The sequence below is a fragment of the Arthrobacter sp. 10L430 genome (genome assembly GCF_056395245.1).
On the sequence record NZ_JBFTJD010000040.1, the window covers coordinates 1 to 22,111 of the forward strand.

Below are 22,111 nucleotides of genomic sequence, written 5' to 3' on the forward strand. Positions count from 1 at the left end.
GTGATAGCCCTGCGTTCACTCATCGAAAGCTCCATGGCTCACAATGCCGACGCGGCAGACACCACCCCGGCGGACACGCCGCTACGCGGGCATTCTCAAATGATTCTTCGAATACCGCTACGCGGGCATCTTCGATGAGTCAACGCGGCATCTCGACAATTTCCTCGACGCGGAGCACCATGGGAACTGTATCTGTAGTCTCGGACCGACCGGCTTCGACCGCACGCCGTCGGCCACGAATCAGGGCTCTGACGGCTCAACAGAACCACAACTTATCCCTTCGAGAACCGGAAAGTCCCGTGTTGTCGCCTAGTTCGGTGGCGGGTCCGGTTCCGAGGCCTCTTCCCTTCCCTGGGCTGGGCGACAGAGAAAAGCAGAAGGGTCCCGCTGGATCCGCGCCGCTCTGGCATCGGTCCGGTACCGCAATCTGCGGGCCGGTACCTTCCCGGCCGCACCGCGGCTGCCAACGCCCAGCGTAAAGGAATGAGTCGCATGACTCTCACACCAAAAAACCACCAATGGCCGCACCCGCTGCGCCTCCTCCTCGCCTTTTTGGCGGCCATCCTCCTGCCGCTGTCACTTAGTACCGCTGCTTTTGCCGACGATGAGAACTCGCCGAAGACCTGGACCGTCCAAGTCGGCTCGGAGTCTTCAGACCAGGCCATCCAGGGCATGTCCTTCCTTCCGTCGAACATCTATGTCAACGCCGGGGACAAGATCAAGTGGGAGGCAAACTCCGCAGAAATCCACACCGTGACGTTCCTGGCGAAAGGCCAGCCGCTCAAGCCGTTCAACCCCTTTGATCCGAAGCAGTTGAGCCGGCAGGGAGGCGCCACGTATGACGGACACTCGTACTACAACTCCGGAATCATGGCCAATGTCTCCAACAGCGGCTTCAAGGAGGCGGAGCACTACACGCTGAAGTTCACGCACACCGGCAAGTTCACCTACTACTGCGTCGTTCACGGCATGGCGATGAAGGGTACGGTCCATGTCCGCGCCGCCGGAACGGACTACCCGTTCACGCAGTCGCAGTACGACCGCCAGACCAAGAAAGAGGAACGGAAGATCGTGCGGGACGGCGAGAAGCAATGGGAGGCGGCCCGCAAGCAGGCCAGCAACCACAAGGTGATCGCCGGGACGGACAACGAAACCGCGATGCTGATGCGGTTCGTCCACCATGAGATAGTCGTCCACCTCGGAGACACTGTGACCTTTGTGAATGCCGGGATGGGTGCGCCGCACACCGTGACGTTCGGGCATGAGCCGACCAATGTGTTCGCGCCGGTGGGCAATCCCAAGAACTTCAAGGGCGGGGACCTCAGCTCCGGCCTGATGGAGCCCGGGGCAAAATTCACCGTGACCTTCAACAAGGTGGGCGAGTACGACTACCTCTGCGCCCTGCATGACTACATGGGCATGGTGGGAGAGGTGGAAGTCAGGCCCTGACCGGACTCCTGATGTCTCCTTGTGACGACTGCAGTGCCCTGCCTACCCTTGCACTAGAGGCCAGGGACAGCAGCAAAGGAGCCAGAGCCATGAGCACCAGGATCTACTTCGACGAATACGGCGGCCCGCAGGTCCTGAAGGTAGGAGCCGAGGAACTGCCTGAGCCCGGCGAGGGCCAAGTCCGCGTGGAATTCCGGGCGGTCAGCGTCAACCCTGTCGACTGGAAACTTGTGGCCGGCTACCTGAAACAATGGGCACCGCTGGATTTTCCGGCGGTGCCCGGCAGCGAGGCAGCCGGCGTGGTCACAGCTGTGGGGCCCGCCTTCGAGGGGTTTGCCGTAGGCGATGAAGTGATCTGGAACGGCCTCACCGGCGGCTACCGCACGGAAGCCCTGGTCCCGGCCGAACAGCTCACCCCGCTCCCTGCCGGCGTCGACTTCGAACAGGCGGCGTGCATCCCCGTGGCCGGCGGCACCGCGTACTCTGCCCTGAAGCAGCTCGGAGTGGGCCCCGGAGACACCCTCCTCATCCATGCCGCGGCCGGAGGAGTGGGCTCGGCCGCGGTCCAGATCGCCGTAGCACTCGGGGCACGGGTGGTCGGCACGGCGTCCGAGTCCAACCACGAGTACCTCCGCGAGTTGGGTGCCGAACCCGTGACCTACGGAGCGGGGCTGGCAGACCGGGTGCGGGATCTGAGCCACGCCACCGGTGATGTCACCGCTGTGTTCGACACCATCGGCAACGACGAGGCCGTTGCCGCGACGGCCCAACTGCTGCAGGACCGCAGCCGCGCCGTAACAACAGTTCCCGGCAAGCACTCGGCGGAAGCCGGAATCGCCGCCGTCCGGCAGCTGGAAGGACGCGTTGAGGAAGTGGCTACCCTCACTGCGGACGGCCAGATCACCTTCCACATCTCCCACCGGATGCCCCTCATTGAGGCTGCCGATGCCCTGGAGATCAGCAGGACGGGCCACGGCCGCGGCAAGATCGTGCTGCTGCCCTAGGAGCCCGGATCAGAGTCCTGCCCTGGGCTCCTCCGGACCCTCGTGCTTCCACCAGGTGTCGAAGATGCTGACCGGAACGGTGCGCTTGTGCCGGGTCCGCAGGAACTTCTGCTCGATGGCCACGGCCACGTTCTCCGGGACATCACGGCCCTCGAGGTAGTCGTCGATCTGGTCATACGTGATGCCGAGTTCGTCCTCGTCCGTGCGGCCGGGCTTGCCGTCCAGGAGGTCGGCCGTGGGCACCTTCTCCCAAATCCGTGCGGGCGCGCCAAGTTCGGCAAGCAGTGCACGGTTCTGCCGCTTGTTCAGGCCGAAGAGCGGCAGGATGTCCGCGCCGCCGTCGCCGAACTTGGTGAAGAACCCCGTCACGGACTCGGCGCCGTGGTCCGTGCCGATAACCAGGTAGTTGTGCTCACCGGCCAGGGCATACTGGGCGATCATGCGCGTCCGGGCCTTGGTATTGCCCTTATGGAAGTCGGAGATCTCCGATCCGACGGTCTTTTCGAACTCGTCCTCGAAACCGTCCACGGCCGCCGAAATGTTGAAGGTCCACTCCGTCTTTGCCTGGATGAAGTCCAGGGCGGCCTGGGCGTCGTCTTCGTCATGCTGCACGCCGTAGGGGAGGCGGACCGCCACGAAGTTGGCTTCGGTGCCCTCGGCCTGGAGCTCCTCGACGGCGAGCTGGGCAAGGCGTCCCGCCAACGAAGAGTCCAGGCCTCCGGAAATGCCCAAAACAAAGCCCTTCGTGCGGGTGGCTTTCAGGTACTCCTTTAGGAAAGTGACGCGCTTGCGCACCTCCTCGGGAGGATCGATCCGGGGCTGGACGCCCATTTCTTCAATGATCTTGGCCTGGAGTTCGCGCATGTGCCCAGCCTAGTCAGCGGCGTCGGCAACGCTCAACTGTGTCCGCACCGTCACTTCCATGCGTGGGTCGCGCCGGGTGCCGGGCCGGTGGAGCCTCGGACCGTCAGGTGGGTGGGCATCACCGACCTGCTGCGTGTGCCGCCGCCGGCCAGCGGGTTCAGCTGGGCCAGCAGCATGGAGACGGCCACGCGGCCGGCTTGTTCAATCGGTGACGCCATGGTGGACAGCGGCGGATTGCAGAAGTCGGCGCCGAAGATGTCGTCGCAGCCCACAATGCTCATGTCCTCGGGAACACGGATGCCGCGTTCGCGGAGGCGCTGGAGCATGCCGATGGCGATGAGGTCGTTGAACGCGATGCACGCAGTCACTCCGCTGTGCACGGCGGCGTCCGCGGCAGCTGCGCCGGACTGCGTCTTGGGGGCGAACGGACCGAGCCTGCGGACTTCCACGCCGCGTTCCTCGGCTGCCTCGGACAATGCGGTCCAGCGCCGTTCGCTGGACTGGGACGTCGTGGGCCCGGCCATGTAGGCGACCCGGGTGTGGCCCAGCGAGATGAGGTGGTCGAGGGCCTGACTGGTGGCGGACGGGGTGTCAATGAGGACCGCAGGGACCCCGGGAACGTCGCGGTTCATGGTGACCATAGGCATCTTTGCGGCCGCAGCCAGCAGGGCTTCGTCACTGAGCCTGGATGCGGCAACAATGATGCCGTCCGCACTCTTGCGCAGTTGCTCCATGGTGCTGGCTTCCACCTCATCGGATTCCTCCGTGTCCACGAGCAGCTGGGTGTACCCGGCCGCCTTGAGCTGGAGCTGCGTGCCCCTGATGAGGTCGAAGTAGAACGGGTTGGTAATGTCCGGGACCAGGACTCCCACGGCACCTGTCCGGCCGGAGCTGAGCGCCTTCGCCTGGCTGTTGGGGATGTAGTGCAGTTGGGCCGCAGCCGCCTCGATCCGCAGGCGCGTCCTGATGTTGACGCGGTCAGGAGTCGAGAGGGCCCGGGAAACGGTGGAGGCCGCGACGCCGCAGAGCGCGGCAATGTCATGGATGGTGGGCGGACGGTCCACTGCTGCTGGTTGCGTCGTAGCCACGGCGCTCCTCTCTGAACGTGGTGGCCGGGCCGGAATGGCCGGGGGCGGACAGGCGGGCCTGTGACTGCCGCCACAGATCCCGTCAGCAAAGAATGCCACAGATTGTCAAAGTTTGGCAATCGGTTGTCATTGCCGGCCAAGCTGGCTAAACTGGCCTGGACACCGTTTGTGAACTGGGTCACCGCGCTGGAGCAGGAAGGCGAGCTTTCACCGCGGCGGCCGCTAAACCCAGGAGATCCGCGTGAGCAAATCAACAACCGCAGTCTGGCCGCTCTCAGGCTTTGGCGATGAAATAGATCCGGATCCCGCGGTGCAGGCCGCGGTATTGCTGGCCTTAGGTGCCAGCCACATTGAGGTGCGCAGCGCCTGGGGCACTAATGTCTCCGAGCTGGAACCGCAGCAGGTTGCCACCCTCAAGGAAATCCTCGATGAGAAGGGCCTCAAGGTCTCGGCCGTGGCCAGCCCCATCGGCAAGGTGGACGTCTCGCTGCCCGTCGAGCACGAAGTGCAGCGGCTCCGCCAGATCATCTCCGTGGCCAAGGGCCTGGATACCAAATACATCCGTATCTTCTCGTTCTACCGGGCCGAAGGCCAGAGCCAGGAAGACATCCGGGACGACGTCATCGCCCGCCTGGGTGCGCTGGCCGCGGAAGCCGCGGAGGCCGGCGTCGTGCTTCTGCATGAAAACGAGAAGGGAATCTACGGCGACACCCCCGAACGCGTCCTCGACATCATGAAAACCGTGGACTCCCCGTCGCTGCGCATCGCCTGGGACAACGCCAACTTCGTCCAGGTGGGCGTCAAGCCCTACACCGACGGCTACGCCATGCTGCGCCCCTACCTTGAGTATTTCCAGGTCAAGGATGCGCTGTCCACCAGCGGGGAAGTGGTGCCCTCTGGCGAGGGCGACGGCGAACTGGACGCCACCATTGCCGCCTTGAAGGCGGACGGCTTCACCGGCTTCGCCTCGCTGGAACCCCACCTGGCCAGCGCCCATGAGCTGGGCGGATTCTCGGGGCCGGTGGCCTTCGGCGTCGCGGCCCGCGCCTTTGCCGCGCTCGCCGCGAAAAATGGGGTTGAACTCTCTTGAGCACGACGGCGGCGGTCATCGGCTGCGGCGACGTTTCCGCCGTGCATTTCGAAGCGGTTGCAAAGCTCGACGGCGCCACGCTGGTTGCGGTCTGCGATTCGGATCCGGGGCGGCTGGCTTCCGCGGTGGCCGCCTACGGCGTCCCCGGCTTCGCTGACCACCTCGCCCTTATTGAGGCCGTCCGGCCGGACGTGGTGCACATCTGCACCCCGCATGACCAGCACGCCTCGGTGGCTGCGGATTGCCTGGAGCGCGGCGTCAATGTCATCGTGGAGAAGCCGCTGGCCCACACGCTGGCGGAGGGACGGCGGCTGGTTGAAGCCGCCTCGGCAGCCAGGGCGAAAATCGCCGTGTGCTTCCAGAACCGGTACAACGCAACGTCGCAGGCCATGCACTCGCTGCTCTCTACGGGCGAGCTGGGGGCCGTGGTGGGAGCGTCGGCAACAGTGATGTGGCAGCGTTCCGCCGAGTACTACCAAAGCCGCCCGTGGCGGGGGACGTGGGCCGGCGGTGGCGGCGGGCTGATGATGAACCAGGCCATCCACACCGTGGACCTGCTCCAGTGGCTGGTTGGCGACGTCGTGACGGTCAGCGGCAACGCTTCCACGCGCTTCCTGGCCGGCACTATTGAGGTGGAAGACACCGCGGAATTCGTTGCGGAACATGCCAACGGTGCCCGGAGCGCCTTCTATGCCACCCTGGCCAATGCCTTCAACGCGCCCGTAACACTCGACGTCGTCACGGAAAAGGCCGTCCTGAGCCTGCGGGACGACCTCACGGTCACCTATGCGGACGGACGCGTAGACGTCACTCCGGAGCGCAAGAGCGACTCCGGCGGCCGCTCCTACTGGGGTGTGTCGCACGAGCTGCTGATCAACGACTTCTATGGCCGGCTGGACGAGGCGGAGACGTTCTGGATCGGCCCCGCGGAGGCCGAAAAGTCGCTGCGCATCATCAAGGATATTTACCGGCAGAGCTACCCGGCGCCTGCCCACAGGATGTCCTGAGCCGTCTGTTCGGCAACTGGTTGTGGCTGTTTGAGCAAAGTCAGGCCGCGGTATTTCAGCCCATTCGAGTCAAAATGGCAGTCGTTTTGACAATCGGTTGCCAAAACGGGCAACAATGCGTACGCTGAATCTCGCAAGGCCGGTGTGGTCCACGCCACACCGGCCTATTCCGTAAGCATCACGTTCCAAAGATCCAAGGAGCCAACAATGAAGTTAGGTCCCAAGGCGGCAGTGACCGCCCTAACAGTCAGCGCGGCGCTTGCCCTGACCGCGTGCGGCGGCACCGCAAACTCCGGCTCAGCCGCCGGCGCCGCCACTGCGCTGACGATCGGCACGATCCAGGACGTACGTTCCTGGGACCCGGCCCAGGCCCACGTGGGGCACGTCCTCCAGCCCTACCAGGCCGTGTATGACACCCTGATCCTCCGCGAACCGGACGGAAAGCTCAGCCCTATGCTGGCTACCGCCTGGAAGTACAACAGCAACAGCACCAAGCTCACTGTGGACCTGCGGACTGACGTCACCTTCAGCGACGGAGCCAAGTTCGACGCCGAAGCGGCCAAGGCGAACATGGACCACTTCAAGAAGGCCAACGGCCCGCAGATGGCCCAGCTCAATGCGGTCAAAGATGTGGCCGTTGTGGATGCCGACACCATCGACATCAACCTCACCACCCCGGACCCGGCCCTGGAATACTTCCTCAGCCAGGCTGCGGGCCTGATGGGCAGCCCCAAGGCACTTGGAAGCGAAGGCATCAAGACCGAACCGGTGGGCTCCGGCCCGTACGTGATGGACAAGGCGGCGTCGGTCAAGGACTCCCAGACCGTTTTCACTGCCCGCAAGGACTACTGGAACAAGGACCTACAGAAGTACTCCAAGCTGACCTTCAAGATCCTGCCGGACCTTACCGCCCGCACCAACGCCCTTGTCTCCGGCCAGGTCGATGCCACGATCCTGGATCCCAAGAACGGCAAGCAGGCGGAGGGCGCCAAGATGAAGCTGGCCGCCAACGAAGTGGACTGGCAGGGCCTGCTCCTCCTGGACCGCGACGGCACCAAGAACCCGGCGCTCGCGAACGTCAAGGTCCGCCAGGCCATTAACTACGCCTTCGACCGCAAGACGATCCTTGACCAGGTCATGCTGGGCCAGGGAACCCCGACGTCCCAGCCGTTCGGCAAGGCCAGCGGGGCCTGGACCGAAGAGCTCGAGAACTACTACAGCTACGACCCGGCCAAGGCAAAGCAGCTCCTCAAGGAAGCCGGCTTCGAAAGCGGCGTAACCCTGGAAATCCCTGGCGTTCCCGGTTTCGAAACGCAGATCTCCGTGGTCCAGCAGCAGTTGGCGGACGTGGGCATCACCCTCAAGGTTGGCGCCGCGCTGACCAATACCTTCACCTCTGACATTGCCGCGCAGAAGTTCACCAGCATGTACTTCTCGCTCTTCCAGGGCCAGCCCACGGTCGCCACCGACCAGATTGTTTCCACCAAAGCGCTCTACAACCCGTTCAAGAACGCGACGCCGGAGCTGGACGCCAAGATCGCGGCAGTGCGCAACGGAGGTGCCGATGCCGGCAAGCTGGCTCAGGAAGTCAACAAGTACGTCGTCGAACAGGCATGGTTCGCCCCGCTGTTCCGGGTCAACCAGATGTACTACCACAACTCCAAGGTGAACGTCAGGCCGCAGATCCAGCAGGCCGTTCCGTCCATCTACAACTACTCACCGGCCAAGTAGGACACCATGATCAGGTTCATTGCGAAAAGGCTGGGAAGCGGGCTGGTGGTGCTGTTTGTGGTCTCCGCGCTCACCTTCTGCCTGCTCTATGTCTCCAGCGGAAGCATCGCCAGGAACATCCTGGGTGACCAGGCCACTGTTGAACAAGTGGCGATGAAGGAACACGAGCTGGGGCTGGACCAGCCCCTAATGACCCGTTATTTCTCCTGGCTGGGCGATGCCCTGACCGGAAACCTTGGTGCTTCGTGGTTCAGCTCGAATCCGGGTGGCCAATTCCCTGGCCACCCGGATTCCGGTCACCATGACCATGGTTTTCACCGCAATGATCCTGATCGCCATCTGCGCCGCACTGATCGGTGTGGCCGCGGCCGTCAAGCGCGGCTGGGTGGACAGGGTGGTCCAGGTTGGCGCCATCATCGGGGACTCGATCCCCGGGTTCGTGATTGGCGTCATCCTGGTCACCATCCTGGCCATCCAGATGGGACTGTTCCCTGCCACCAGCACCATCTCCCCGGACTCCGGGGCCGAGGCGTGGGTCTATTCCATGTCCCTTCCCGTGATTGCCCTGTTGATCAACGGCGTCACGGGAGGCGCGCAGCAGATCCGCAGCGCGGTCATCAAACAGCTTGAGCGCGACTATGTCCGCACCCTGCGCAGCCGCGGCATCGGTGAGCGCGAGATCCTCTTCAAGCACGTACTGCGCAGTGCTGCACCGGCCGGCCTGACCGTGCTGAGCCTGCAGCTGATCGGCATGCTTGGCGGAGTGGTCATCATCGAGCAGATCTTTGCCCTTCCGGGCATGGGTCCGCTGGCGGTCGCCGCTACCGGCCAGTCGGATCTTCCCGTGGTGATGGGCGTCGTTATGTACACGGTGGTCGTCGTCATTGTGGTGAACCTGCTGGTGGACATTCTTAATGGCTGGCTCAACCCGAAAGTACGTGTGTCATGAGCGATTCCGTGGAAACCGCGGCAGCTGCCGCCCCTGCACCTGCCGCCCCCACGCCCTCCAATCACGCGGGGCAGAGCGGCACTGTGGTCCGCTCCACCGTGATCCGGCGCCTGTTCAAGAACCCCCTTGGCATCGCTGCCACGGTAATTCTGCTGGCGATCTCGTTTCTGGCCATCCTCGCGCCCGTTCTGGCGCCCTTTGACCAGAATCACGCAAACATCGCCAAAACCCTGGCCGCACCGGACTCCGTGAACATCCTCGGAACTGACAGTTCAGGCCGTGATGTCTGGAGCCGGCTGCTGTTCGGTGCGCAGCTGACGCTTCTTTCGGCGTTGCTGTGCGCCGGCGTCGCCATTGTCATCGGCCTGCCGGCCGGCCTGATCGCCGGCTACTATTCCGGAAAGTTCGAGGCGGTCTCCAACTGGGTGGTCAGCATTCTCATGAGCCTCCCCGGCCTGATCGTGCTGCTGACCATCCGGGCGGCCTTCGGCCCGTCGGTATGGATGTCCATGATCGCCTTCGGCGTCCTGATCAGTCCGTCCTACTTCCGGCTGACCCGCACAGCCGTCCAGTCGGTCCGGAACGAACTGTATGTTGACGCCGCACGCGTGTCCGGGCTCTCCGACCTCAGCATCATTGCCCGCCACATCTTCTCCGTGGTCCGGGCACCCATCATCATCCAGACCGCGGCGATTGCAGGTGTTGCCATCGCCATCCAATCCGGCCTGGAATTCCTGGGCTTGGGCGATCCCACCAAGGCCACCTGGGGCGTCATGCTCTCGGAAGGCTTCAAGAACGTCTACCTGAACCCGACCCTGCTGTTCTGGCCGGCTGTGGCCATGGCGCTGACCATCGGCGGGCTGGTCCTGCTGGGCAACGCCATCCGTGACGCTCTGGAGGATGGCGAAAAGATCAGGCACCGCAAGAAGCAGGCAACCCCGGTGATGGGCACGACGGCGGCACCAGCCACCGCGCGCCAGTCACGTAAGTCGGTGGCCGCCGTCGACGCCGGAACCGAGCACCACCTGGTAAAGGTGACCAACCTCGGCGTCGGCTACCCGCAGGCAGACGGCACCGTCAAGAAGGTGGTGGACGACGTTTCCTTCCACGTGGACCGCGGCGAGATCCTGGGCATTGTGGGTGAATCCGGTTCGGGCAAGTCCCAGACGGCGTTCTCCATCCTGGGTCTGCTTCCGGACAACGCCCGGCTCGTGGCCGGTTCCATCCAGTTCGACGGCAACTACACCGTGGCACCGGGCGAGGAACGCGTCGACCAGGCGCGGCTGTCCAAGCTGCGCGGCAGGAGGATCTCCTACATTCCGCAGGAGCCCATGAGCAACCTGGACCCCGCCTTCACCATCGGCTACCAGCTGGTGACGCCGATGGTGCGTGTCCTGGGAATCTCGAAGGCTGAGGCGACGGCGCGGGCGCTGAAGCTCCTGACCGACGTCGGAATCGTCAATCCGCACCGGACGTTTGGCGCCTACCCGCACGAGGTCTCCGGAGGCATGGCCCAGCGTGTGCTGATCGCGGGAGCCATCAGCTGCGAGCCGGACCTGGTGATCGCCGACGAGCCCACCACGGCCCTGGACGTCACGGTGCAGGCCGACGTCCTGGACCTCCTGCGCGAACTCCAGCAGCGACTGAACATCGGCGTCATCCTGGTGACCCACAACTTCGGTGTGGTGGCGGACCTCTGCGACCGCGTGGCCGTCATGCAGAACGGCCGGCTTGTGGAGGAAGGGTCCGTCCGCGACATCCTCCGCAACCCGAAAGAGCACTACACCCGGACCCTCCTGGCGTCGATGCTCGAAGGCAAAACACCCATGTCCATGCTTGTATCCAGCCAGAAGGAGCCGGTCGCATGAGCACCACGGAGAGCGCCCCGCTGCTGACGGTGGACAACCTGGTTGTGGAATATCCCAGCAAGAAGTTCCGGGCCAAGCCGTTCCGGGCCCTGACGGACATCAGTATTTCCATCGGCCAGGGCGAAACCCTGGGTCTGGTGGGGGAGTCCGGTTCCGGAAAAACCACCCTGGGCCGGGCAGTCCTGGGCCTTGCCCCGGTGACGGGCGGAAAGATCATCTTCGAAGGCAAAGACATCAGCCACGCCACGCGCAAGCAACGGCGCACGCTCAGCCGCGACCTCCAGGTGGTCTTCCAGGATCCATACACCTCGCTGAACCCGGCCCTGGAGATCGGCGCCATCCTCGCCGAGCCCCTCGGGGTACAGGGCATGGAGTCCGTAGCGGCCAGGAAGCGCGTCAAGGAATTACTCGACCAGGTGGGCTTGCCCTCGGACGCCATCCACCGGCTGCCGCGTGAGTTCAGCGGCGGCCAGCGCCAGCGGGTCGCGATCGCCCGAGCCCTGGCACTCTCGCCGAAGCTGATTGTCTGCGACGAACCCGTCAGTGCCCTGGACCTGTCCACCCAGGCGCGGGTGCTCGACCTGTTCCTGCAGATCCAGAAGGACACCGGCGTTTCCTACCTGTTCGTCTCCCACGACCTCGACGTGGTCCGGCACATCAGCCACCGCGTCGCCGTGATGTACCACGGGGAGATCGTCGAACAGGGCCCCGCCGGCGTCGTCACCACCGACCCCGACCACCCCTACACCCAGCGGCTGCTGCTGGCGTCTCCGGTCCCCGATCCGGACCGGCAGGAACAGCGCCGGGCGGACCGGCACCGGCTGCTGGAAAACCAGCAGCATCAAATTGAACAGGCCGGCGCCGTCGCCTAACGGCGTTCGCCTAACAGCGTTCGTCTAACACCGGGCGGCGGCATCGGGTGACAGCACGAAACCGGCAAAATGGCCCTTAGGGGCCCGGAACACCACGGAGGAAACAGTGGCCAAAATTGGCGTACAAGCGATGATGTTGAAAGACAGCTTCACCGAACTCGGCGCGTTTGAAACGCTCCGCAAGGTCAGCGCGATCGGCTACAACGCCGTCGAGATCTCCCAGATTCCCATGACTCCGGAAAACGTCGCTGAACTGGAGCGTTCCCGCAGCGAACTGGGCATGGATATTGCAGCCTTGTCCGTGGCCATGGAGACACCCCAAGGCCGTCCCGGTGACTCGCTCAGGGACGACTTCGACAAGATCGTGGATGACGCCAAGCGCCTCGACTCCACGCTTCTTCGGATCGGCATGCTGCCGTTCCCCGCCATGAAATCGATTGGCGCAGTCATTGACTTCGCCAAGCAGGCGAACGAATACGCCGAACGCCTGCGGGAACAGGGCCTCGGCCTGTATTACCACAACCACCACATCGAGTTCGCGAAGTTCGACGGCAAGTACATGCTGGACATCATCGCCGAGAACTCCCCCGCCATGGGCATGGAAATCGATGTTCACTGGGTACAGCGCGGCGGCCTCGACCCTGTCCGCACCCTGGAAAAGTACGCGGGCCGTACGGCCATGGTGCACCTGAAGGACTACCGGATCGGCGAATTGCCCGAGTCCTCCTTCGGGCTGCTGGACTCCGGGGACTTTATGGGCTTCATGGCGGAGTTCAAGAACGTGGTGCAGTTCGCCGAAGTGGGCGAAGGCAACCTGGACTTCCCCGCCATCATTCCGGCCGCGCAGGCTGCCGGCGCCCAGTACATGCTCGTGGAGCAGGACGAACTCTACGGCCGCACTGTGTGGGATGCCCTGCAGACCTCCTACGACAACCTGGTGGCCATGGGCCACGCGGGCCTCTTCTAACCACTGATCCCGATCATCCGGTTTCGACAAGCTCAACCAACGAAAAGGAAATTATCTGTGAGCACCAAAGTACGCCTGGGCATCATCGGCCTGGGCCAGCAGGGCGGCGCCTACGCCAGGTTCATCACCGACGGGCTGGTCCCGAACATGGAGATCGGCGCCATCTGCGACACCGACCCCGCCAAGAAGGAACTGGCCTCGGCCACGTACCCGGAGGTTGCCTTCTACGACGACTACATCGCCATGCTGGAAAGCGGCGACGTGGATGCCGTGGTCACCTGCGTGCCGCACTTCCTGCATCCGGAAATGGGCATCGAAACGCTCAAGCGCAACATCCACGCGCTCGTGGAGAAGCCCGCCGGCGTGTACACGAAGCAGGTTAGGGAGCTCAACGAGTTTGCCGCCGGCAAGCCTGAGCTCTCCTTCGCCATCATGTTCAACCAGCGCAACAACCCGCTGTACCAGAAGCTCAAGGAGATCGTCGGCAACGGCGAGATCGGCAGCATCCGCCGCACCAACTGGATCATCACCAACTGGTGGCGCCCGCAGGGCTACTACAACTCCAGTGAATGGCGCGCCACGTGGGGCGGCGAAGGCGGCGGCGTGCTGGTCAACCAGGCACCGCACCAGCTGGACCTGTGGCAGTGGATCTGCGGCGTGCCCAAGTCCGTCTACTCCAAGGTTGCCTACGGCTTCCGCCGCGACATCGCAGTGGAGGACGAAGTCACTGCGGTCGTGGACTATGGCAACGGCGCCACGGGCGTCTTCGTGACGGCCACGCACGACCTCGTGGGGACCGACCGCTTCGAGATCCTGGGCGACCAGGGCAAGATCGTCGTCGAAAACTCCAAAACCGCCACGGTGACGCGCCTGAAGAAGCCCGAGCGTGAACTCAGCGACGGCATGGACATGGATGATGTCCGCAAACTCTTCATGGGCGAGCTGAATCCCGAGGAGTACTACACCACAGAGGTCATCGAGTTCGAGTCCGCCTGGGGCGCGCAGCACTCCGGCGTCCTGGAGAACTTCGCGGCCAACATTTTGGACGGAACCCCACTGCTGGCCCCGGGATCGGACGGCATCAAGGGCGTCCGCTTGGCCAACGCCATCCACCTCTCCAGCTGGACCGGCACGGAGGTGGGGCTGGACTTCGACGAGGACGAGTTCCTCGCCGAGCTGAACAAGCGCATCGCGGACGAGGGCAAGTTCCCCGAGCGCTCCTAGTCCCTTCCAGCAACCCGCAACCCCAGCCCGGCAACCGCTGGCCAACCCTCGCCCAACTAACTGGCAGTTGTGGCCGTTTGAGCGCTCAAAACGGCCACAACTGCGACCTGGTCGGGTTGTTTCCTCGTTAGGATGGGGCGGTGACTGAACCCAAGACGCCGGACGTTGCCGCACCAACAGGTCTGGTCAAGAAGAACGCCCGGGACGGAAAATCCAACGCCACCATCTACGACATTGCCAAGGTTGCCGGCGTCAATCCGTCCACGGTCTCCCGCGCGCTCAGCAAGCCCGGCCGCGTCAGCGCCAAGACGCAGAAACTCATCGAGGATGCCGCCGCCGAACTGAACTACCACGTCAACCCGTTCGCCCGGGCCCTCCCCACCGGCCGCACCAACACCTTCGGGCTGATCGTCGCGGACATCACCAACCCCACGTTCTTCGACATCATCCGCGGCGCAGAAACCACCGCGACTCTCCGCGACTACACCCTGGTACTTGCCGAGTCCGCCGAGTCCGCCGTCACCGAGCTGACGGCTGCCCGCCGGATGATGGCCACCGTGGACGGCCTCATCCTTGCCAGTCCGCGCATGGACGACGACGACATCCGGACCATCGCCCGCGACAAGCCCGTGGTGGTCATCAACCGCGAGGTCGACGGCGTGCCGTGCGTGGTTCCCGACGTGAACAAGGGCATCAGCGAGGCAGTCCGCAGCCTGGCGGCCAACGGGCACCACAAGGTTGCCTTCGTTGCCGGTCCTGCGCAGTCCTGGATGTCCGCCCGCCGCTGGGAAGGCGTGCAGGCCGCCTGCGAATGGTCCCGGCTCGACGCCGTGCGGCTGGAATCCACCAAACCCACGGTCGACGGCGGCCGGCAGGTGGCGCGCGACGTCCGCGCCAGCGGTGCCACGGCCGTGCTGACCTACAACGACCTCCTGGCCATCGGGCTCATGCAGGAACTCCAAGCCGCGGGGGTGGTGGTCCCGGACCAGATCAGCATCGTGGGGTTCGACGACATCTTCGGGGCGGATTTCACCACGCCTCCGCTCACCACCGTTCGCTCGCCGCTGGGGGAGTGCGGCTCGGGCGCTGCCACGCTGCTGCTGGACCTGCTGCACGGCGCAGGGGAGCCGACCGCCACCCTGCGCGTCGAAACAGAGCTTGTGCTGCGGGGCTCGAGCGGACGGCTCCTGCCCGCGGGCTGAGCAAGTCCGCGGCATTTCCGGATATCCGCGCCGGTCTCGGACAACCGCGGCCCGGATCGCAGGTGCGACAGCCCGGAACCGTAGCGAACAGTAATCCGGGACACTCTGGCAATATTTGGCAACCGGTTGACAAATACCCGGGGAAGACCGGACCATTGAGCTATGTCACAGTCGATTGCCGCCAACCCAGACCGGCTCCTGCCCGCGGATCCCGGAACGCGCAGCATTGCGCGCGACCTCCTGCAGCGCGTCCAGGACCTCCCCATCATTTCCCCGCACGGGCACGTTGACGCCGCAGTCATCGAGCACAACACCCCTTTCCCGGACCCCGCAGCGCTGCTGGTCAGTCCGGACCACTACGTCACGCGGCTGATCCACGCCAGCGGCGTTCCCCTGGACCGGCTGAAGGGCTCGGCAGCGGGGGAACCGGACTCCCGTACCGTCTGGCACGAGTTCTGCAAGGCCTGGCCGCTGTTCGAGGGAACGGCCTCCGGCTACTGGCTCCGCACCCAGTTCAGCAGCGTCTTCGGCCTCCAGCACGAGATCAGCGCCGAGACCGCCGATGCCAGCTACGATGCGATATCTGCCAAGCTGCTCGAGCCGGGCTTCCGGCCCCGCCAGCTCTTCAAGGACTTCAACATCGAGGTGCTGGCCACCACTGACGATCCGCTGGACAGCCTGGCCAGCCACAAGGCGATCGCCGAGGACCCCACGTTCCACGGACGAGTCCTTCCCACCTTCCGCCCCGACGCCTACCTGAACATCGCGCACCCCACCTGGTCCGCGAACGCGGACCGGCTCATCGCGGCAGCGGGCGACGGCGCCACCGGCTATGCCGGCTACGTCACGGCTCTGGAAAACCGGCGTCGTTACTTCGTGGAACACGGCGCAGTCTCCGCGGACCACGGCGTCCGCACTCCCGTGACGCTCAAGCTCGACGCCGGCGATGCGGCCAAGCTGTTCGACCGCGCCCGCTCGGGCCAGGCCACGGCGCAGGACCGCGACGACTTCGAAGCCCACATGATGTACCAGATGGCGCGGATGTCCGTGGAGGACGGCCTGGTCATGACCATCCACCCGGGGTCCTACCGCAACCACCACGAGCCCACGTTCAACACCTACGGTGCAGACACAGGCCACGACATTCCCGTCGCCACCAACTACACCGAGGCAATCCGCCCGCTGCTGCAGGACTTCGGCACCGCCAAGGACTTCCACCTGGTGCTCTTCACCCTGGACGAGACCGTGTTCTCCCGCGAACTCGCGCCGCTGGCAGGCTTCTACCCGTCCGTCTACCTCGGTGCCCCGTGGTGGTTCCTGGACGCACCGGACGCCATGCTGCGCTTCCGTTCCGCCGTCACGGAGACGGCCGGGTTCTCCCGCTCGTCCGGCTTCATCGACGACACCCGGGCCTTCTGCTCCATCCCCGCGCGCCACGATGCCTCCCGCCGGATCGAGGCCTCCTTCCTGGCCAGGCTGGTAGCGGAGCACCGCGTCGGCGAGGACCGCGCCCATGAACTGATCGTCGACATCGTCGACGGCTCGCCCCGAAGGGTCTTCAAGCTGTGAGCATCGAACTGAAATCCGCGCCGGAACCCGCCGTCGAGCTTCCCCAACTCAGCCGCAGCCTGAGGCCGTCTGCCAAGGCACCCGTGCGGATCGTCCACCTGGGACTGGGCGCCTTCCACCGCTCGCACCAGGCCTGGTACACCCACCTGTCGGCTGACGCCGCCGACTGGGGCATCGCAGCCTTCACCGGCCGACGCCCCGACGCCGCGCTCGCGCTGGCCGAACAGGACGGACTGTTCACCCTGATGGAACGGGCCGACGGCGGCGACTCCTTCACGGTGGTCAGCAGCATCGTGGAGGCCGTGGACGGCGCCGACGTGCGGCGGCTCGCGGAGCTGGTTGCCGCGCCCGCCACCGCCGTCGTCACCCTGACTATCACCGAAGCCGCCTACCGGCTCGGCGCCGACGGGCAACTCGACCGGACGGCGTCCGACGTCGTTGCCGACCTTGCGCTGATGGCGTCCGGCAGCGGAAATCCGACGACGCCGCTGGGCCGGCTGGTGCTGGCCCTCGCCGCCCGCCGGGCTGCTGCCGCCGGACCGCTCGCCGTGGTCTGCTGCGACAACCTTTCCAACAACGGGACCGTGGCGCACAACGCCGTGGTGGGCATGGCCGGGGCGTGGGACGAAGGCCTGGTCGGATGGATTGACGCCAACATCAGCTTCGTCAGCACCTCGGTGGACCGCATCACCCCGCGGACCACCGATGCGGACATTGCCGCCGTCCAGGCCGCGTGCGGCTACCGCGACAATTCGCCCGTGGTGGCCGAGCCCTTCGCCAACTGGGTGCTCAGCGGGGATTTCCCCGCGGGACGCCCGCGCTGGGAAGGCGCCGGTGCCGTTTTCGTGGCCGACATTGAACCGTACGAGAACCGCAAACTGTGGCTCCTGAACGGCGCGCACTCCTTGCTGGCCTACGCCGGGCAGCTTCGCGGCCACACCACAGTGGCCCAGGCTTTGGCGGATCCGCTCTGCCTGCAGGCCGTTGAAAAGTTCTGGGACGAGGCGGAAGCGAACCTTTCCGGGTCGGACGGAAATCCTGCGGAACTGCAGATCCCGGCTTACCGCGCTGCGTTGCTGGCACGCTTCAGCAATGCCCGGATTGCCCACCACCTCGCGCAGATTGCGATGGACGGCAGCACCAAACTGCGGATGCGCGCCGTTCCGGTGCTGCGGGCCGAACGTGCAGCGGGGCGGTCCGGTGCGGCGGCGGCGCTCATGATTGCTGCGTGGATGGATTACAGCGCCGCCGCGGCAGCGTTCCAGGATCCGCTGGCCAGCGAGGCGGCCGAAGCCAACCGGCTCAGCGGCGCGGAGCGGATCCGTGCCCTGCTGGACCTGGTGGATCCGGCCCTGGCCGGGGACCCCGCCGTCGTCGAGCTGATTGCAGACCTGTGCGGAACGTTCGGGGAGCTGGCTGTCTTCCCGTAGCGTCCTCCGGACGTGCACTGCTGCCCGGCTCCCGGATCACGGGGAGCCGGGCAGCAGTGTTTCATGAACTTTCAACAAAATGATGGCAACCGCTTGCCAAATGATTGCCAAGTGATTAGGATTACAACAAGAGCAAAAACCCGGCCGCGACCCCGGGCACCCGCAATCCTCCCCAGACCCACCCCGCAATGACGCGTAAGGACCACGCAATGCTCAAGCCCCAAGCCAGCGCAACACGCGAACTGGTCAACCTCGACGGCCTCTATCGCTTCCAGGTGGACTTCGACCGTGCCGGACACCGGCAGGAATGGTTCAAGGCTCCGCTGGAAACCAGCCTCGAAATGGGTGTTCCGGCCAGCTACAACGACGTCTTCCCGGACAAGGCCATCCGCGACCACGTGGGCTACGTCTGGTACCAGCGCGAAGTGCGCGTTCCCCGCGGCTGGGCCGGGGAGCGGGTCCACGTCCGCCTCGACTCCGCTACCCACGAAGGCATGGTCTGGGTGAACGACGTCCTGGTCGCCGAGCACGCCGGCGGCTACATGCCGTTCAGCGCCGACATCACGGACCACGTCACCCCGGGCCAGGCTTTCCGGCTCACGATCTCCGTGAACAACGAACTCACCCAGGCCACCATCCCGCCGGGCAGCATCACCGTCACCGAGGACGGCCGCCGGCAGCAGAGCTACCTCCATGACTTCTACAACTACGCCGGGCTCCACCGCAGCGTCTGGCTCTACAGCACGCCCGCCGTCACGGTGGACGACATCACGGCAGTGACCGGCTTCGACGGCGCCACCGGCACCGTTGACTACACCATCGCGACGGCGGGCGGCTCCGGCAGCGAAACGGTGACTGTTTCCCTCAAGGATGCCGACGGCGTCGAGGTGTCCCGCGCGGAAGGCGCCGAGGGCGCCCTGGTGATCAACGACGTCGTGCTCTGGAAGCCCGGCGCGGCATACCTATACAACCTGACCGCTGAAATCCACGACGGCGGCCGGCTGCTGGACAGCTACACGCTGCCCGTGGGCGTGCGGACAGTCGATGTACGCGGCAAGGAATTCCTCATCAACGGGGAGCCCTTCTACTTCACCGGCTTCGGCATGCACGAGGACCATGTCGCCATCGGCAAGGGCCACAGCAACGCCCAGATGGTCAACGACTTCCAGCTCCTGGACTGGGTGGGCGCCAACTCCTTCCGCACCTCGCACTACCCGTACGCCGAGGAAGTCATGGAGTTCGCTGACCGCCACGGCATCGTGGTGATCGACGAAACCGCTGCCGTGGGCCTGCACCTTGGCTTCGGCGCCGTGTTCGGCGGCATAGCGAAAAAGACGTACGTCGACGGCGGCGTGGACGCCAATACCGCCGCGAACCACCGCCAGGCCATTACGGAACTCGTGGCCCGCGACAAGAACCACCCGTCCGTAGTGATCTGGTCCATCGCCAACGAACCCAACGGTTCGGAGGAAGGCGCCCGCGAATACTTCCAGCCGCTGGCCGAACTTACCCGTCAGCTGGACCCCACCCGCCCCGTGGGCTACGTCAACGTCATGTTCGACACCCCGGACAAGGAACTGCTGGGCGACCTCTTCGACGTCATCATGCTCAACCGCTACTACGGCTGGTACCTGAACAATGGGGACCTGGAAACAGCGGAGCAGGTCCTGGAGAAGGAGCTGCGGGAATGGGAAGCCAAGTACGGCAAGCCGATGATCGTGACCGAGTACGGACCGGACACCATGCCCGGCTTCCACTCCATCTATGAGCAGCCCTGGAGCGAGGAATACCAGGCAGCCTTCCTGGCCATGTACCACCGCGTCTTCGACCGGGTAGAAGCCATGGTGGGCGAGCAGGTGTGGAACTTCGCAGACTTCCAGACGTCCAACGGCATCATGCGGGTGGACGGCAACAAGAAGGGCGTCTTCACCCGCGACCGCCGGCCCAAACCCGCCGCATTCGCCCTGCGCCAGCGCTGGACCGCGCTCGCCGGGGTCAAGAACGGCAGCGACAAAACCATCGCGGGCACCACCACCCCCTAACGTTTTCATCATTTTTCGCCGGCCCCGCGGGGACGGCACCGGGTAAAGGAGCCCAATCATGAAAAAACTGAGCAAACTGAACATCATCGGCTATGGCGCCGGCGACGCCGCCAACAACCTGGCCTTCACCACGGCCACCATGTTCCTCCTCGTCTACTACACAGACGTCGCGGGCATTTCCGCCGCCGCTGCCGGCACCCTGCTGCTGGCCGTCAGGATCTTCGACGCGTTCGCCGATGTCCTTGCCGGCCGCATGGTGGACCGTAGCTTCAGCAAGCGCTTCGGGAAATTCCGTCCATTCATCATGTTCGGCTCCATCCCGCTGCTGCTCCTGAGCGTCGCAACCTTCTCCGTCCCCCAGCTGGGCGAGTCCGGCACCCTGCTCTACGCCTACGTCACTTACGCAGCCCTTGGCCTGGCCTACAGCCTGGTCAACATCCCCTACGGCTCCCTGGCCGGCGCCATGACGCAGGACCCGGGGGAGCGCGCCAAGCTGGGATCGGCACGCATGGTTGGCGGCCTGCTGGTGGGTTCGGCCCTCGGCATCTTCGTGGCACCGCTCATCAAGCCCGGCGCTGACCTGCAGGCAACCTTCACCACCATCACGATGGTATTCGTCGTGATCGGCGCAGGCCTGTACTTCTTCACAGTCCTCACCGCAAAGGAACGCGTACACCGCGCGGTCCCGAACGTGTCCCTCAAGCAGAGCATGGAAACCCTGAAGGGCAACAAGCCCCTCCTGATGCTGTGCATCAGCTCCTTCTTCTTCCTCTCCGGCTACCTCGCACTGACCTCCGTGCAGCTGTACTACCTGCGCGACGTCCTCGGCCGCCTCGACCTGTATCCGGTCCTGTCCATCATTCAGCTGGTCGTCACGTTCGTGCTGGCAGCTTTCATGCCCAAGCTGGTCCGCAGCATCGGCAAGAAGCGCGTGTACATCTACTCGTCGCTGCTCACCGTCATCGGTGGCGCCATCATCTTCTTCACCCCTGCCAGCCAGGTCTGGATCGGCTTCACCGGCCTGGTGGTCAGCCTCGTGGGCGTCCTCGCCGTCAACATCGTGGTGTGGGCCCTGGAAGCCGACACGGTGGAGTACGGCGAATGGAAGACCGGTGTTCGGACCGAGGGCATCACCTACGCGCTGTTCTCCTTTACCCGGAAGACCGGCCAGGCTGTGGGCGGCGCGCTCGCCGCCTACGCACTGGCCTTGGGCGGCTACAAGTCCGGCGGTGCACAGACCGCCGACGCCATCTTCGGAATCCAGCTCGCAGCCGGCGCCATCCCCGCCGTGCTGACCATCCTGGCCGTCCTGGTCATGTCCAAGTACGACCTCACTGACGCCATGCACGCCGAGATCCTCACCGAGATCCGGGCACGCCGCACCAGTGAACAAGGCCGCACCAGTGAACAAGGCCGAGCCGAAGGATCGGCTGCCGCATCCTCGGAAGCCACCCCCTCAAGGGCTGCCGCCAAACCGCTCGCGCCCAACTCAAACTAAATTCCAGAACCAGCCTCGACCAAGCCCCCCGCTCGAAAGGACCTGTTGTGAAAATCATTGCCGCGGAAGTGTTCGTGACAAGCCCCTCCCGTAACTTCGTGACCCTGAGGATCACCACCGAGGACGGTGTGACCGGCATCGGTGATGCCACCCTGAACGGCCGCGAACTGGCCGTGGCCGCGTACCTGAAGGAACATGTTGCGCAGCTGCTGATCGGCAAGGATCCGCACCGGATCGAGGACACCTGGCAGTTCCTG

Annotated in this window: 17 protein-coding genes and 2 pseudogenes; 17 read left to right on the forward strand and 2 right to left on the reverse strand. The window is 64.8% G+C overall.

Annotated features, from left to right (window positions below; genetic code table 11):
• The first annotated feature begins 492 nt into the window (after window positions 1-492).
• A complete protein-coding gene (locus AC1DDG_RS21160) occupies window positions 493-1,449 on the forward strand; it encodes a cupredoxin domain-containing protein (RefSeq protein WP_476877625.1) in 957 nt (318 codons plus the stop codon).
• Between the two features lie 89 nt (window positions 1,450-1,538).
• Window positions 1,539-2,453 carry an NADP-dependent oxidoreductase gene (locus tag AC1DDG_RS21165; RefSeq protein WP_230119321.1) on the forward strand — a complete coding sequence of 305 codons (915 nt, stop codon included), beginning with the start codon at window positions 1,539-1,541 and terminating at the stop codon, window positions 2,451-2,453.
• A gap of 9 nt (window positions 2,454-2,462) precedes the next feature.
• Here the strand turns inward: AC1DDG_RS21165 and nadE are convergent, their stop codons facing one another.
• Both nadE and AC1DDG_RS21175 read right to left on the reverse strand, forming a co-directional pair.
• Window positions 2,463-3,317 (reverse strand): ammonia-dependent NAD(+) synthetase, encoded by an 855-nt coding sequence (nadE, locus tag AC1DDG_RS21170; RefSeq protein WP_476877626.1) that lies wholly within the window; start codon window positions 3,315-3,317, stop codon window positions 2,463-2,465.
• A 50-nt stretch (window positions 3,318-3,367) separates the two neighbouring features.
• A complete protein-coding gene (locus AC1DDG_RS21175) occupies window positions 3,368-4,405 on the reverse strand; it encodes a LacI family DNA-binding transcriptional regulator (protein ID WP_230119323.1) in 1,038 nt (345 codons plus the stop codon).
• Between the two features lie 241 nt (window positions 4,406-4,646).
• Here AC1DDG_RS21175 and AC1DDG_RS21180 point away from each other — a divergent pair, with 241 nt between their 5' ends.
• From AC1DDG_RS21180 to AC1DDG_RS21250, 15 genes and pseudogenes are all read left to right on the forward strand, one after another.
• Window positions 4,647-5,495, forward strand: coding sequence for a sugar phosphate isomerase/epimerase family protein (locus AC1DDG_RS21180; protein WP_230119324.1), 849 nt, complete (start codon window positions 4,647-4,649; stop codon window positions 5,493-5,495).
• Window positions 5,492-6,502 (forward strand): Gfo/Idh/MocA family protein, encoded by a 1,011-nt coding sequence (locus tag AC1DDG_RS21185; protein WP_230119325.1) that lies wholly within the window; start codon window positions 5,492-5,494, stop codon window positions 6,500-6,502. Before AC1DDG_RS21180 ends, AC1DDG_RS21185 begins: the two co-directional genes overlap by 4 nt.
• Window positions 6,503-6,709: 207 nt before the next feature.
• On the forward strand, window positions 6,710-8,233 hold the full coding sequence (locus tag AC1DDG_RS21190) for an ABC transporter substrate-binding protein (protein WP_230119326.1): 1,524 nt from the start codon (window positions 6,710-6,712) through the stop codon (window positions 8,231-8,233).
• 6 nt (window positions 8,234-8,239) lie between these two features.
• Window positions 8,240-8,407, forward strand: a pseudogene (locus tag AC1DDG_RS21195) (ABC transporter permease); the annotation flags it as partial.
• A gap of 91 nt (window positions 8,408-8,498) precedes the next feature.
• Complete coding sequence (locus tag AC1DDG_RS21200) at window positions 8,499-9,182, forward strand: ABC transporter permease (protein WP_476877627.1); 684 nt, start codon at window positions 8,499-8,501, stop codon at window positions 9,180-9,182.
• The gene (locus AC1DDG_RS21205) at window positions 9,179-11,050 is read left to right on the forward strand and encodes a dipeptide/oligopeptide/nickel ABC transporter permease/ATP-binding protein (protein WP_230119328.1); all 1,872 of its coding nucleotides are present in this window, start codon (window positions 9,179-9,181) and stop codon (window positions 11,048-11,050) included. Before AC1DDG_RS21200 ends, AC1DDG_RS21205 begins: the two co-directional genes overlap by 4 nt.
• Window positions 11,047-11,922: an ATP-binding cassette domain-containing protein gene (locus AC1DDG_RS21210; RefSeq protein ID WP_230119329.1), complete on the forward strand. Its 876-nt coding sequence runs from the start codon at window positions 11,047-11,049 to the stop codon at window positions 11,920-11,922. The genes AC1DDG_RS21205 and AC1DDG_RS21210 overlap by 4 nt, the downstream gene beginning before the upstream one ends.
• Window positions 11,923-12,028: 106 nt before the next feature.
• A complete protein-coding gene (locus AC1DDG_RS21215) occupies window positions 12,029-12,889 on the forward strand; it encodes a sugar phosphate isomerase/epimerase family protein (RefSeq protein ID WP_476877628.1) in 861 nt (286 codons plus the stop codon).
• A 57-nt stretch (window positions 12,890-12,946) separates the two neighbouring features.
• The gene (locus tag AC1DDG_RS21220; RefSeq protein ID WP_230119331.1) at window positions 12,947-14,113 is read left to right on the forward strand and encodes a Gfo/Idh/MocA family protein; all 1,167 of its coding nucleotides are present in this window, start codon (window positions 12,947-12,949) and stop codon (window positions 14,111-14,113) included.
• A gap of 140 nt (window positions 14,114-14,253) precedes the next feature.
• Window positions 14,254-15,315: a LacI family DNA-binding transcriptional regulator gene (locus tag AC1DDG_RS21225; protein ID WP_230119332.1), complete on the forward strand. Its 1,062-nt coding sequence runs from the start codon at window positions 14,254-14,256 to the stop codon at window positions 15,313-15,315.
• A gap of 162 nt (window positions 15,316-15,477) precedes the next feature.
• On the forward strand, window positions 15,478-16,884 hold the full coding sequence (gene uxaC / locus AC1DDG_RS21230; RefSeq protein ID WP_230119333.1) for a glucuronate isomerase: 1,407 nt from the start codon (window positions 15,478-15,480) through the stop codon (window positions 16,882-16,884).
• A complete protein-coding gene (locus AC1DDG_RS21235) occupies window positions 16,881-18,314 on the forward strand; it encodes a mannitol dehydrogenase family protein (protein ID WP_476877629.1) in 1,434 nt (477 codons plus the stop codon). The genes uxaC and AC1DDG_RS21235 overlap by 4 nt, the downstream gene beginning before the upstream one ends.
• A 209-nt stretch (window positions 18,315-18,523) precedes the next feature.
• Entirely contained in the window at window positions 18,524-20,356 is a 1,833-nt protein-coding gene (uidA, locus tag AC1DDG_RS21240; RefSeq protein WP_476877630.1) for a beta-glucuronidase, read from the forward strand.
• A gap of 58 nt (window positions 20,357-20,414) precedes the next feature.
• The gene (gene uidB, locus AC1DDG_RS21245) at window positions 20,415-21,854 is read left to right on the forward strand and encodes a glucuronide transporter (RefSeq protein ID WP_476877631.1); all 1,440 of its coding nucleotides are present in this window, start codon (window positions 20,415-20,417) and stop codon (window positions 21,852-21,854) included.
• A 47-nt stretch (window positions 21,855-21,901) separates the two neighbouring features.
• Window positions 21,902-22,111 (forward strand): annotated as a pseudogene (locus tag AC1DDG_RS21250) (bifunctional D-altronate/D-mannonate dehydratase); the annotation flags it as partial.